Annotated in this window: 11 protein-coding genes; 8 read left to right on the top strand and 3 right to left on the bottom strand. The window is 64.5% G+C overall.

From position 1 onward, the window contains the following. The 7 genes from GM672_RS16725 to GM672_RS16695 all read left to right on the top strand — a co-directional run. Nucleotides 1–263: glycerophosphodiester phosphodiesterase family protein (locus tag GM672_RS16725; protein WP_260115691.1), on the top strand; the 263-nt coding region annotated here is incomplete at its 5' end. A 67-nt stretch (nucleotides 264–330) separates the two neighbouring features. Continuing rightward, entirely contained in the window at nucleotides 331–2940 is a 2610-nt protein-coding gene (gene alaS / locus GM672_RS16720; RefSeq protein ID WP_155471673.1) for an alanine--tRNA ligase, read from the top strand. Between the two features lie 373 nt (nucleotides 2941–3313). Beyond that, nucleotides 3314–3541 carry a sulfurtransferase TusA family protein gene (locus GM672_RS16715; protein WP_155471676.1) on the top strand — a complete coding sequence of 76 codons (228 nt, stop codon included), beginning with the start codon at nucleotides 3314–3316 and terminating at the stop codon, nucleotides 3539–3541. 216 nt (nucleotides 3542–3757) lie between these two features. Then, entirely contained in the window at nucleotides 3758–4507 is a 750-nt protein-coding gene (locus GM672_RS16710; RefSeq protein ID WP_155471672.1) for an electron transfer flavoprotein subunit beta/FixA family protein, read from the top strand. Nucleotides 4508–4606: 99 nt separating this feature from the next. Next, complete coding sequence (locus tag GM672_RS16705) at nucleotides 4607–5539, top strand: electron transfer flavoprotein subunit alpha/FixB family protein (protein ID WP_155471671.1); 933 nt, start codon at nucleotides 4607–4609, stop codon at nucleotides 5537–5539. Between the two features lie 83 nt (nucleotides 5540–5622). Further along, the gene (locus tag GM672_RS16700) at nucleotides 5623–7425 is read left to right on the top strand and encodes an acyl-CoA dehydrogenase (RefSeq protein ID WP_155471670.1); all 1803 of its coding nucleotides are present in this window, start codon (nucleotides 5623–5625) and stop codon (nucleotides 7423–7425) included. 202 nt (nucleotides 7426–7627) lie between these two features. Beyond that, the gene (locus GM672_RS16695; RefSeq protein WP_155471669.1) at nucleotides 7628–9490 is read left to right on the top strand and encodes a hypothetical protein; all 1863 of its coding nucleotides are present in this window, start codon (nucleotides 7628–7630) and stop codon (nucleotides 9488–9490) included. Between the two features lie 55 nt (nucleotides 9491–9545). Here GM672_RS16695 and GM672_RS16690 read toward each other — a convergent pair whose 3' ends face one another. Continuing rightward, on the bottom strand, nucleotides 9546–9962 hold the full coding sequence (locus GM672_RS16690; RefSeq protein ID WP_155471668.1) for a glycine zipper 2TM domain-containing protein: 417 nt from the start codon (nucleotides 9960–9962) through the stop codon (nucleotides 9546–9548). Between the two features lie 285 nt (nucleotides 9963–10247). Between GM672_RS16690 and GM672_RS16685 the strand changes: the two genes are divergently transcribed. Continuing rightward, nucleotides 10248–11450, top strand: coding sequence for an HD-GYP domain-containing protein (locus GM672_RS16685; RefSeq protein ID WP_155471667.1), 1203 nt, complete (start codon nucleotides 10248–10250; stop codon nucleotides 11448–11450). 175 nt (nucleotides 11451–11625) lie between these two features. On the opposite strand, the gene GM672_RS16680 is transcribed toward GM672_RS16685, so the two are convergent. Then, complete coding sequence (locus GM672_RS16680) at nucleotides 11626–12045, bottom strand: glycine zipper 2TM domain-containing protein (RefSeq protein ID WP_155471666.1); 420 nt, start codon at nucleotides 12043–12045, stop codon at nucleotides 11626–11628. Between the two features lie 108 nt (nucleotides 12046–12153). After that, nucleotides 12154–12573, bottom strand: coding sequence for an NINE protein (locus GM672_RS16675; protein ID WP_155471665.1), 420 nt, complete (start codon nucleotides 12571–12573; stop codon nucleotides 12154–12156). Between the last annotated feature and the right edge of the window lie 48 nt (nucleotides 12574–12621).

The raw sequence follows: 12621 nt of genomic DNA, 5'->3' as shown, positions 1-12621 counted from the left end.
CCGCGCCCGAGCTGCCGCGCGCCATCGCCTTCGGCGCCTTGCCGCCGGATTGGGAAGCGCAGGCGCGCGAGTTGGGCGTGCTGTCCGTCCACGTCGACCACCGGCACCTGACGGCCGCGCAGGCCGCGGCCGTCAAGGCGGCCGGTTTTGGCCTGTTTTGCTATACCGTCAACGATCCGGCCCGTGCCCGTACCCTGCTGGACTGGGGCGTCGACGCCATTTGCACTGACCGCATCGATCTCCTGCCCCCCGACTTCAAGTAGCGCTTGCGTTATATAATCGGCGTTTTGCATATCAGCCAGGGCCGTGGCCCGCACTAGCCAACACGACATGAAATCAACTGAAATCCGCGAGAAGTTCCTCAAATTCTTCGAGTCCAAGGGTCACACGATCGTCCGTTCCAGCCCGCTGGTGCCGGGTAACGATCCGACCATGCTGCTGACCAACTCGGGCATGGTGCAGTTCAAGGACGTGTTCCTGGGCCTGGATTCGCGCCCGTATTCGCGCGCCACGTCCGTGCAGCGCTGCGTGCGCGCCGGCGGCAAGCACAACGACCTGGAAAACGTCGGCTACACGGCCCGTCACCACACCTTCTTCGAGATGCTGGGTAACTTCAGCTTCGGCGACTACTTCAAGCGCGACGCCATCGCCTACGCCTGGGAGCTGCTGACGAAGGTCTACATGCTGCCGGCCGAGAAGCTGACCGTCACCGTCTACCAGGAAGACGACGAAGCCTACGACATCTGGGCCAACGAAGTGGGCGTGCCGCGCGAGCGCATCATCCGCATCGGCGACAACAAGGGCGCCCGCTACGCGTCGGACAACTTCTGGCAGATGGCCGATACGGGCCCGTGCGGCCCGTGCACGGAGATCTTCTACGACCACGGCGCCGACATCTGGGGCGGCCCACCGGGCTCGCCCGACGAAGACGGCGACCGCTTCATCGAGATCTGGAACCTCGTGTTCATGCAGTTCAACCGCGATGAAGCGGGCAATATGACGAAGCTGCCGAAGCCCTGCGTCGACACGGGCATGGGCATGGAGCGTTTGGCCGCCGTGCTGCAGCACGTGCACAGCAACTACGAGATCGACCTGTTCCAGGCCCTGATCAAGGCCGCCGCGCGCGAAACGGGCGTGGAAGACCTGGAAAGCAAGTCGCTGCGCGTCATCGCCGACCATATCCGCGCCGCCGCCTTCCTGATCGTCGACGGCATCATTCCGAGCTCGGAAGGTCACGGCTATGTACTGCGCCGCATCATCCGCCGCGCGCTGCGCCACGGTCACAAGCTGGGCCAGACCAAGCCGTTCTTCTACAAGCTGGCGGCCGACCTGAACGCCGAGATGGGCACGGCCTATCCGGAACTGACGGACAAGCTGTCCTATGTCCAGCAGGTGCTGAAGACCGAGGAAGAGCGTTTCGGCGAAACGCTGGAAAACGGCATGAAGATCCTGGAAGCGCAGCTGGCCAAGGATGCCACCAAGCTCGATGGCGCCACCGCCTTCACGCTGTACGACACCTACGGCTTCCCGCTCGACCTGACGGCCGACATCTGCCGCGAGCGTGGCATCACGCTCGATGAAGCAGGCTTCGCCGAGGCGATGGAAAACCAGAAGAAGACGGCCCGCGCGGCCGGCAAGTTCAAGATGGCAGCCAACGTGGAATACAGCGGCGCCAAGACGGCCTTCGTCGGCTACGAACAGCTTAATTTCGACTCCACCGTCATCGCCCTTTACAGCAATGGCGCGCCGGTGCAGGAACTCAAGGCGGGCGAGCAGGGCATCGTGGTGCTGGACTCCACGCCATTCTACGCCGAATCGGGCGGCCAGGTGGGCGACCAGGGCGTCATCCAGACCGCCGACGCGAAGTTCGCCGTGGACGATACGCTGAAGATCCAGCCGGACGTCTTTGGCCAGCACGGCACCCTGGAAGCGGGTTCGCTGAAGGTGGGCGACAAGGTGTCGGCCCTGGTCGATACGGCCAAGCGCAACCGCACCATCCGCAACCACTCGGCCACGCACCTGATGCACAAGGCGCTGCGCGAGGTGCTGGGCGGCCACGTGGCGCAAAAGGGCTCGCTGGTCGATCCCGACAAGACCCGTTTCGACTTCAGCCACAACGCTCCCGTAACGCCCGAGCAGATCGCGCAGGTCGAGGCGCTGGTGAACAAGGAAATCCTGGAGAACCATCCGACGAAGGCCCAGCACATGTCCTTCGACGACGCCGTCAAGCATGGCGCGATGGCCCTGTTCGGCGAGAAGTACGGCGACCAGGTGCGCGTGCTCGATATCGGCACGTCCAAGGAACTGTGCGGCGGCGTGCACGTCAACCGCACCGGTGACATCGGCCTGTTCAAGATCGTCTCCGAAGGCGGCGTGGCGGCCGGTATCCGCCGTATCGAAGCCGTGACGGGCGAGGGCGCGCTGGCGCTGGTCCAGTCGATGACGCGCCGCCTGAACGAAGCGGCGACCGCGCTGAAGGCCACGCCGGAAGAGCTCACCAGCCGTATCGGCCAGGTGCAGGACCAGGTCAAGACGCTGGAAAAGGAACTCAATGCGCTGAAATCGAAGCTGGCATCGGGCCAGGGCGACGAGCTGGCCACCCAGGCCGTCGACGTCAAGGGCCTGAAGGTGCTGGCCGCCACGATGGAAGGCGCCGACGTCAACGCGCTGCGCGAGACGATGGACAAGCTCAAGGACAAGCTGAAGACGGCCGCCATCGTGCTGGCCAGCGTCGCCGACGGCAAGGTCAGCCTGATCGCCGGCGTCACCGCCGATTCGATCGGCAAGGTCAAGGCCGGCGAACTGGTCAACTTCGTCGCCCAGCAGGTCGGCGGCAAGGGCGGTGGCCGTCCGGACATGGCCCAGGCCGGCGGCACCAACCCGGCCGCGCTGCCGCAGGCCCTGGCCGGCGTGGCGGGTTGGGTCGAGTCGAAGATCTGAGTTCTCGCGCTTCCGGAAAAGGCGGCTTCGGCCGCCTTTTTTTCATGCGGGCGCGGTGGCCGACGGCCGTCTATGGATGAGCAGGATTCATGGCCTCGGCCGGGCCCGTCACCCAAAGCGGTGCGCCCGCTGCACCATCATGTCGCAGTGCGTCAGATGGGGTTTTTGGCTTATACTCCCGTCCTTGCGCGTCAGATCGGGACCTCGTTGCGACCCCGTTGTCTTACATGAATCTGACGTTGCAACTTTGCAACGACTAATGAACAATTTTGGTGCAGTGCGTCACGGCGGGTAATTTGGGGTAGACTGTGGCGACTCTGCACAAAAATTGGCGAGAAATTTGATGAGCGAAACTCTACTCGAAACCGAAATCATGGAATTTCATAAGGAACTCGATGCGCGCGGTTTGAACTGCCCGCTGCCGATCCTGAAGGCAAAAAAGGCTCTCGCCGAACTCGAGAGCGGCCAGGTCCTGCGCATCATGGCGACCGATCCGGGTTCCGTCCGGGATTTCCAGGCCTTCGCCAAGCAAACGGGCAACCCGCTGCTGTCGCACGTCCAGCATGGTGCCGAGTTCACGTTCCTGATGCGCCGCAAATAAGTATTTAATTTGCCCAAGGCTGCGCTTCGGCGCAGAAACGCAGGCACAGCACCCCTGAAACAGCAGGACAGTTCCGCACCCGGAGCTGTCCTTTGTTATTTTAGAGCGCTAACACTAACAAAAAATCGCACGATCGTGCTTTAATTCAGTGCCGGCTTAGAAAAACTCATATAATCTAGCCCACATTTCACTATCACTTTTTCCCAAAGGCATCCCATGAAAGTCCTGGTACCTGTCAAACGCGTGGTCGACTACAACGTCAAGGTACGCGTCAAGTCCGACGGCACTGGCGTCGATATCGCCAACGTCAAAATGTCGATGAACCCGTTCGACGAGATCGCGATGGAAGAAGCGACGCGCCTGAAGGAAGCGGGCAAAGTGACGGAAGTGGTGGCCGTGTCCTGCGGCGTGACGCAATGCCAGGAAACCCTGCGTACCGGCATGGCCATCGGCGCCGACCGCGGCATCCTGGTCGAAACCACCGCCGAGCTGGAACCGCTGGCCGTGGCCAAGCTGCTGAAAGCGCTGGCCGACAAGGAACAGCCGCAGCTGATCATCCTGGGCAAGCAGGCCATCGACGACGACTCCAACCAGACCGGGCAGATGCTGGCCGCCATGCTGGGTTGGCCGCAGGCGACGTTCGCCTCGAAGGTCGTGCTGGAAGACGGCAAGGCAACCGTGACGCGTGAAGTGGACGGCGGCCTGGAAACCGTGGCCCTGACCCTGCCGGCCATCGTCACCACCGACCTGCGCCTGAACGAGCCGCGCTACGTGACCCTGCCGAACATCATGAAGGCCAAGAAGAAGCCGCTGGAAACGATCAAGCCGGAAGACCTGGGCGTCGACGTGACCCCGCGCCTGAAGACCCTGAAGGTCGTCGAGCCGGCCAAGCGCTCGGCCGGCATCAAGGTTCCGGACGTCGCCACGCTGGTTGCCAAGCTGCGCACCGAAGCCAAAGTCATCTAAATAATTCGCGGCGCACGCCAACAATCGGCGTCGGTCCCCCTGCGGGGACGACCCCGACCGGGACCAGTACCCGGGCGCCGCAGTCAACAAGGAAAAATCATGGTCGCACTCGTCATCGCAGAACACGACAACGCTAGCCTGAAGGGCAGCACCCACCACACCGTGACCGCAGCCGCCCAGTGCGGCGGCGAAGTCCACGTGCTGGTCGCAGGTTCCAACGCCGGCGCCGCCGCCGAGCAGGCCGCGCAGATCGCCGGCGTCACGAAAGTGCTGGTCGCCGACGCGCCGCACTTCGCCGACGGCCTGGCCGAAAACGTGGCCGAGCAGGTGCTGGCCGTCGCCGGCAACTACTCGCACATCCTGGCCCCCGCCACCGCCTACGGCAAGAACATCCTGCCGCGCGTGGCCGCCAAGCTGGACGTGGCCCAGATCTCCGAGATCACCAAGGTCGATTCGCCCGACACCTTCGAGCGCCCGATCTATGCCGGTAACGCCATCGCCACCGTGCAGTCGTCCGACAAGATCAAGGTCATCACCGTGCGCACCACCGGTTTCGACTCGGCTGCATCCACCGGCGGTTCGGCCGCCACGGAAACGCTGACGGCCGTCGCCGATTCGGGCAAGTCCGCCTTCGTCGGCCGCGAGCTGGCCAAGTCGGACCGTCCGGAACTGACTGCGGCGAAGATCATCGTCTCGGGCGGTCGCGGCATCGGTTCGGCCGACAACTTCAAGATCCTGGAACCGCTGGCCGACAAGCTGAACGCGGCAATGGGCGCCTCGCGCGCCGCCGTCGATGCCGGCTTCGTGCCGAACGACTGGCAGGTCGGCCAGACCGGCAAGATCGTCGCGCCGTCGCTGTACATCGCCGTCGGTATCTCCGGCGCGATCCAGCACCTGGCCGGCATGAAGGATTCGAAGACCATCGTCGCCATCAACAAGGACCCGGAAGCGCCGATCTTCTCCGTGGCCGACTACGGCATCGTCGGCGACCTGTTCGAGATCGTGCCGCAACTGGTCAAGGAACTGGGCTGATTCCCCCACGGGACTGAATTACCGAGCCACGCTGGCCAGGCACAAGACGCCGGCCACCGTGGCTTTTTTCTTGGAGAGAGAAGATGACTTACAAAGCCCCGATCAAGGACATGCTGTTCGTGATGAACGAACTGGCCAACCTGGCAGCCGTGAACGCGCTGCCCGGCTGCGAGGATGCCACGCCGGAGACCGCCGAAGCCGTGCTGGAAGAGAACGCGAAATTCGTCAGCGGCGTCGTCGCCCCGCTGAACCACGCCGGCGACAAGGAGCCCAGCTTCTGGCACGACGGCCAGGTCACCACCAGCAAGGGCTTCAAGGAAGCCTTCCGCCAGTTCGCCGACGCGGGCTGGCAGGGCCTGCAGCACCCGCAGGACTTCGGCGGCCAGGGCCTGCCCAAGCTGGTGGGCACGCCATGCGTCGAGATGCTGCAAGGCGCCAACCTGTCGTATGGCCTGGTGGCCCTGCTGTCGGACGGTGCCATCGAAGCGCTGCTGACGGCCGGCAGCGACGAACAGAAAGCCACCTACCTGGAGCCGCTGGTGACGGGCAAGTGGACCGGCACGATGAACCTGACGGAACCGCAGGCCGGTTCCGACCTGGCCGCCGTGCGCACCCGCGCCGTGCCGCAGGGCGACGGCACCTACAAGATATTCGGCACCAAGATCTTCATCACGTGGGGCGAGCACGACATGACGGAAAACATCGTGCACCTGGTGCTGGCGCGCACGCCGGATGCACCGGCAGGCGTGAAGGGCATCTCGCTGTTCATCGTGCCGAAGTTCATGGTCAATGCCGATGGCTCGCTGGGCGAGCGCAATGACGCGCACTGCGTGTCGATCGAACACAAGCTGGGCATCAAGGCCAGCCCGACGGCCGTGCTGCAGTTCGGCGACAACGGCGGCGCCATCGGCACGCTGGTGGGCGAAGAGAACCGCGGCCTGGAATACATGTTCATCATGATGAACGCGGCTCGCTTCGGCGTCGGCATCCAGGGCATCGGCCTGGCGGAGAACGCCTACCAGCAGGCCGTGGCTTTCGCCAAGGACCGCGTGCAGTCGCGCGACCTGGCCGGTTCCGCCGGCCCGGTCTCGATCATCCACCATCCGGACGTGCGCCGCATGCTGATGTCGATGCGCTCGCAGACCGAGGCGGCGCGCGCGCTGGCCTATGTCGGCGCCGGCTACAGCGACATCGCCCACTACCATGCGGACGGAGAAACCCGCGCGGCCCACATGGCGATCTACGAATACCTGGTCCCCGTCATCAAGGGCTGGTCGACCGAGATGAGCGAGAACGTCGCGCGCGACGGCGTGCAGGTACACGGCGGCATGGGCTTCATCGAGGAGACGGGCGCGGCGCAGCACTACCGCGACGCCAAGATCCTGCCGATCTACGAAGGCACGACGGCCATCCAGGCCAACGACCTGGTGGGCCGCAAGACGGTACGCGACGGCGGCAAGGTAGCCAATCACCTGATCGCGCAAGTGCGCGCCACGGCGACCCAGCTGGGCGAGCAGGCCACGGGCGAGCACGCGGCCGCTTTCGCCGCCATCCGCAAGCACCTGGAGCAGGGCGCCGCCGACCTGGAAGCGGTGGTCAACTTCGTGCTGGCCAACGTCAAGGGTGACGTCAAGGCCGTCTTCGCCGGCAGCGTGCCGTACCTGAAGCTGGCCGGCATCGTGCTGGGCGGCTGGCAGATGGCGCGCGCCGCGCTGATCGCGCAGAAGAAGCTGGCCGAAGGCAGCTACGACGCCTCGTTCTACACGGCCAAGATCGGTACCGCACGCTTCTTCGCCGACCATATCCTGGCGCAGTCGGCCGGCCTGGCCGGTTCCATCGTCGACGGCCACGCCGGCGTGCTGGCGCTGACGGAAGACCAGTTCTGACGAAGTTGCCGGGAAAATGGGGACAGACCCCATTTTCTCGGCAATTGTTGCAACACGCAAAGCGCCGCGAGGCGCTTTTTTTTCGATCCGCGGTGGTGGAACCACCTGTCAGGACTGACAGGTCCAAGTGGGTTTTCGTGAGTTTTTACGGCAATGGCGGACGGTAGAATCGGTGACTTCCAGTCCACTACCGGAGAACCGCATGTCCTCATTCGGCTTGAAAGCCATCAGCGCAGCTGTCCTGGCCTTGACCACCTTGTCCGCTTCGGCGGCCGACGCCAACTGCCCGAACTGCTTCGCCAAGCGGTGGATCTATTTTGGCGGCAACGTGGCGAAAGCCGACCAGCTGGCCGCCCTGAAGACCTTGATCGCCGACGCCAAGACCCACGGCTTCAACGGCATCGCGCTCAACAGCGGCGGCTCCGGCAGTTACACGCAGCTGCTGGCGAATCCCGGCAGTACCGATATGGTGAATCTGGACAAGAACCTGAAGGAGCTGGTGCAGCTGGCCGTCGCCAATGGCATCGAGCTGATCCCCGTCGGTGGCGGCCCCGACGCCCCTGCCGCTGTCGACCCGACACTGACCGAAGCGCTGCCGGCCAGCGCCACCTACCTCGTCACCGACGGCGTCGCGTCGATCGTGCCCACGCCGGTCGTGACGGAAGGCACCTTCGACGTCAAGGGCGGCTGGGAGATGGACATCGGTCCCGATGCGAACAATCCCTATGTATCGATCGACAGGACGGTGGGCAGGGTGGACGACCGCGCCGACCTGGTCAGCTCCGCCAAGTTGGTGCCCGGCACGCGCGAAGGCTACCTGAACTCGCGCCTGATGCGCGAATTCAAGGTCAGCCCGAACAAGGCCTACCGCGTGTCGTTCTGGCTCAAGACCAGCCCGGGCCATGCCACCGAAAAACTGTACTTCCACATGTACCCGACGGGTTCCTCCCAGCCGATCTATGCCAACGCCAGCTCGCGCCTGGGCTGGGGCACGAAGGCGGACGGCGAGTGGAACGCGGTGGGCAATTCCGACGGCACCGTGCTGACCGCCGGCCAGGACTGGAAGCGTTATGACCTGGACTTCAACTCGGGCGACAAGTCGGCCGTGCGCATGTACATGGGCACGCAGTCGATCGGCGTGGCCGGAACCGCCGTATGGGTGGATGACCTGCAGGTGCAGGAGCTGGGCCTGGCCCACCCGGTGCGCCGCGGCTCGACGCCCGTCGTCGTCAAGCCGGCAGCCGGTGGCGCCGCGTTCGTGGAAGGCAAGGACTACATCATCGGCGGCGCCGACAAGACGACGCTGACGATCCCGTCCGGCAGTGCCATCGCCAATGGCCAGAAGCTCACCGTGTCGTGGTACCAGTCCGGCGTCAACATGACGGGCCGCTGGGGCACGCCGGCAACCATGTGCACGACGGACGGCAGGTACTTCAACACGCAGAAGGCCCTGTACGACAAGCTGTACGGCTACTTCGGCGACAAGTTCGCCAGCCAGGCCAAGGCGCGCTACTTCATGTACTACGACGAAATCCGCCTGTTCAACTGGGACCCCAGCTGCAAGCTGGCCGTGCCGACGGCGGGCGAGTACCTGCGCACGATGGTCAACGGCGTGACGGCCAAGGTCAAGGATGCCTACGCCAAACCCGTCGAGATCCTGACGTGGAACGATATGTTCGACCTGAAGATGAATGCCGTGCCGTCCTACTGGTATGTCAAGGGCGACCTGAGCAAGTGGCAGACGCCGCTCAATCCGGATATCGTCATCGTCAACTGGGTCGGCGGCAGCGGCACGACGACGAAGGACGACGACGACCGCCGCGCATCGCTGGCGCAGTTCGCGGAAGAAGGCCACAAGCAGGTGGTGGCCTTGTACTACGATAACCTCGCGAGCGTGACGAACTGGACCGACGTGATGGCGACGACGCTGGCGCCGATCGACGGCGTCATGTACACGACGTGGAAGGCGATCGACAGCAAGACGCCATATGCCGTGCCTTACGGCGACCTGGGCAAGGTTGCGGAAAGCATGCGCAAGAAATTTCCGGGCCGCTGGCCGCAATAAACAGCCGGACGGGGCATGAAGGTTGAAAGGCGCCGCAAGGCGCCTTTTTCCTGCGTCAGCCCCGCACCAGGGTGCCGTCGCGTCGCTTGACCTTGTCGCCGATCAGCAGCGCGGGATCATTGGGGAACGATACCGTGCCGGACTTGCCGTTGTCGAACTTTACCGTCACGTGCCATTCACGCACCTTGTTCAGCTTGCCCTCGACGTGCCGGCCCGCGTAGGCACCGCCCGCCGCGCCCGCCACGGTGGCCACCGTGCGGCCACTGCCGCTGCCGACCTGGCTGCCCAGCAGGCCGCCGGCCAGGCCACCGGCAATCGCGCCGGCCGCGCTGCCTTCGCCGTCCCGCTCCGTCACGCGCACGTCCGTCACCATGCCGCAGTCGTTGCACACTTTTTTCTTGGCCGCCTGCGCCTCCATCTGCGCCGCGCCCGTGGCCAGCAGCAAGGCCATCATCACGTTACTCAGCTTCATAGAACCTCCTGGGTGAGTGGAAGATCCAGTATCGTGTGAACATTGCCTGTTGATATTGCATTACGGCAAAGCTCCTGCGCGGCACGCAAATGGCGGCGTGACGAACACGCAACGAAAGCATGGGCAACATATTGACTTCAGGAAACTAATCGAGCATTATTGCCATAACTCGCAACACTTTCGTCAAATCCAAGCTCCTCCCCAATCCTCGCAGGGCACTCATTTGACCTCGCATCGCATGCACCGCGACCCGTGCAGCCGATGCCTTTCGATGACCGTGCAACCATGCTGAAGAAAATCACCTTAGTGCAGGCCCGCAAGGGCATGTATGTCCACAAGATCGCCGGATCGTGGATCGACACGCCGTTCTGGCAGAACTCCTTCCCGATCGACTCCGCCGACGTGCTGGCGAAGATGCGTTCGGGCGGCGTGACCGAATTGTGGATCGATACCGACCGTGGCCTGGACGTGGTGCCAGCCGTGGAAAAGCCCGTCGCCGCCGCGCCCGAGGCACCGGCGCCGTTTGCCTTCGCCAAGGTCGAGCGCACGTCGACGCGCGAGGAAATGCACCGCGCCGCCAAGGTGATCGTGCGCGCCAAGGGCGCGGTGATGACGATGTTCAATGAAGCGCGCATGGGCCGGCTGGGCGACGTAACGGCCGCCGTGACCCTCGTCGAGGATGTGGCTGCCTCCGTCATGCGCAACCAGGGCGCGCTGATCAACCTGGTCCGGCTGAAACAGGCCGACGACTATACCTACCTGCATTCGGTGGCCGTGTGCGCGATGATGATCGCGCTGGCCCGCCAGCTGGGCCTGCCTGACGGCGAAGTGCGCGACTGCGGCCTGGCCGGCCTGCTGCACGACCTGGGCAAGGTGGCCGTGCCGGCCGCCATCCTGAACAAGCCGGGCAAGCTGACGGACGAGGAGTTCGAGCAGGTCAAGCGCCACCCCGTGGCAGGTTTCGAGGCGCTGGCGGGCTGGCACGAAGTGCCCGATATTGCCCGCGACGTCTGCCTGCACCATCATGAACGCTATGACGGCCGCGGCTATCCGCACGGCTTGCGGGGCGAGCAGATCAGCGTGCATGCGCGCATGGGCGCCGTGTGCGACGTCTACGATGCGATCACGTCGAACCGGCCCTACAAGGCGGGCTGGTGCCCGGCCGAGTCGCTGCGGCGCATGGCCGAATGGACCAGGGAAGGGCACTTCGACCCGACCCTGTTCGCCGCCTTCGTCAAGTGCATGGGGATCTACCCGGTCGGCACCTTGCTGCGCCTGAAGTCGAGCCGGCTGGGCGTCGTCGTCGACAACAGCAAGTCGCTGCTGAAACCCATCGTCAAGGTGTTTTTCTCGGCCAAGTCGATGGGCTATATCGCGCCGGAGGAAGTCGACCTGTCGCTGCCGGGGCTGGCCGAGGCCATCGTGGCGCGGGAGGAAGCCAGTGCGTGGGGATTCGGCGATATCAGCCGCTATTGGGTCACCGCCTGACGACGGCGGCAATTGTCACGATCTGTCTGATAGTTCAGTGCAATTGTCATGGCACCTTACAGCAGCGCCGCGCAGGAGTAGTGTGGAACGGTAGGACGAATTGAAGTGGCCCGGAACGGGCACTTGCCTTTGCGCCCTGCCGGGCTGTCCCTTCCGGCAGGGATTTTTTTGCCCGTCAGGCGCGGCGCAGGCTGCCGTCGGCGCGGCGCACGCGGTCACCCTTGTGCATGCCCGGGTCATTACGGAACTGGAACGAGCCCGTATGGCCATTGTCATAGCGCACCTTGACGGTCCACGTGCGGACCTTGTTGATCTTGCCTTCGATATGCTTGCCCGCATAGGCGCCGCCAACGGCGCCGGCGACGGTGGCCAGCGAACGGCCCGTGCCGCTGCCAACCTGGTTGCCCAGCAGGCCACCGGCGACGCCGCCCAGCACGACGCCGGCGGCGCCGCCGCGGCCGTCCTGTTCCGTCACGCGGACGCTGGTAACCTTGCCGCAGTCATGGCAGACCCGCTTCTTGTGGTGGGGATCGGCATTGGCACCGGCCATCGTCGTGGTCAGGGCAAGGGCAAGCAGGGTTGCGCGGATCGTCATGGTAGTGCTCCTTGGCAGTAAATTTCGATGACCCAGTATAGGGGCCGCACGGCAGAGCAGCTGGCCAAAATTGTAATTGCTTGTGACAGGGAAATTAGCCGCGTCCGTTCAGCCGTAGGCGCCACCCGTGTACAGCAGGTCCGACATGCGCGCCATCGCGGCGATCAGCACGCCGGCACCCACCATCACGGTGGCGACCAGCACGATGGCCAGCGGCCAGGACGAGTCGCTGTGACGCCCGGAGGCCCCGTTGTAGCGGACATCCCACTTGTCGTCCGGCGTCAGGCCCAACACCAGCGCTTCGAGGAAGGCGGCCAGCAGCGACACGGTGAGGGGCAGGTACCAGAAAAACGGGTTGGCGTCCGGCGCGGCCGCCATGACGACACCGCTGGCGGGCAGGGCAACGGCGTGCAGCCAGCCCCAGCGGTCATACAGGCCGCCCAGGTAGAAGCGGTGGGCACCGACCGCGCCCAGCAGCGCGGCCAGCAGGGTGGCGAAGGTCTTGTTCTTGTGAGTGGTTTGCAACATGGCGCCTGGGCAAAGTCATCGGGGACCCACAGTATCTTGCATAATTGC

It is taken from the genome of Pseudoduganella buxea (genome assembly GCF_009720835.1).
In the GTDB taxonomy this organism is placed as follows: domain Bacteria; phylum Pseudomonadota; class Gammaproteobacteria; order Burkholderiales; family Burkholderiaceae_D; genus Rugamonas; species Rugamonas buxea.
This window is presented reverse-complemented; position numbering and strand designations above follow the sequence as displayed.

Excerpts from the sequence above, each read along its gene's own strand:
- alaS (WP_155471673.1), top strand. The coding sequence starts at position 331 with ATGAAATCAACTGAAATCCGCGAGAAGTTCCTCAAATTCTTCGAGTCC.
- GM672_RS16715 (WP_155471676.1), top strand. The coding sequence starts at position 3,314 with ATGGAATTTCATAAGGAACTCGATGCGCGCGGTTTGAACTGCCCGCTG.
- GM672_RS16710 (WP_155471672.1), top strand. The coding sequence starts at position 3,758 with ATGAAAGTCCTGGTACCTGTCAAACGCGTGGTCGACTACAACGTCAAG.
- GM672_RS16705 (WP_155471671.1), top strand. The coding sequence starts at position 4,607 with ATGGTCGCACTCGTCATCGCAGAACACGACAACGCTAGCCTGAAGGGC.
- GM672_RS16700 (WP_155471670.1), top strand. The coding sequence starts at position 5,623 with ATGACTTACAAAGCCCCGATCAAGGACATGCTGTTCGTGATGAACGAA.
- GM672_RS16695 (WP_155471669.1), top strand. The coding sequence starts at position 7,628 with ATGTCCTCATTCGGCTTGAAAGCCATCAGCGCAGCTGTCCTGGCCTTG.
- GM672_RS16690 (WP_155471668.1), bottom strand. The coding sequence starts at position 9,962 with ATGAAGCTGAGTAACGTGATGATGGCCTTGCTGCTGGCCACGGGCGCG.
- GM672_RS16685 (WP_155471667.1), top strand. The coding sequence starts at position 10,248 with ATGCTGAAGAAAATCACCTTAGTGCAGGCCCGCAAGGGCATGTATGTC.
- GM672_RS16680 (WP_155471666.1), bottom strand. The coding sequence starts at position 12,045 with ATGACGATCCGCGCAACCCTGCTTGCCCTTGCCCTGACCACGACGATG.
- GM672_RS16675 (WP_155471665.1), bottom strand. The coding sequence starts at position 12,573 with ATGTTGCAAACCACTCACAAGAACAAGACCTTCGCCACCCTGCTGGCC.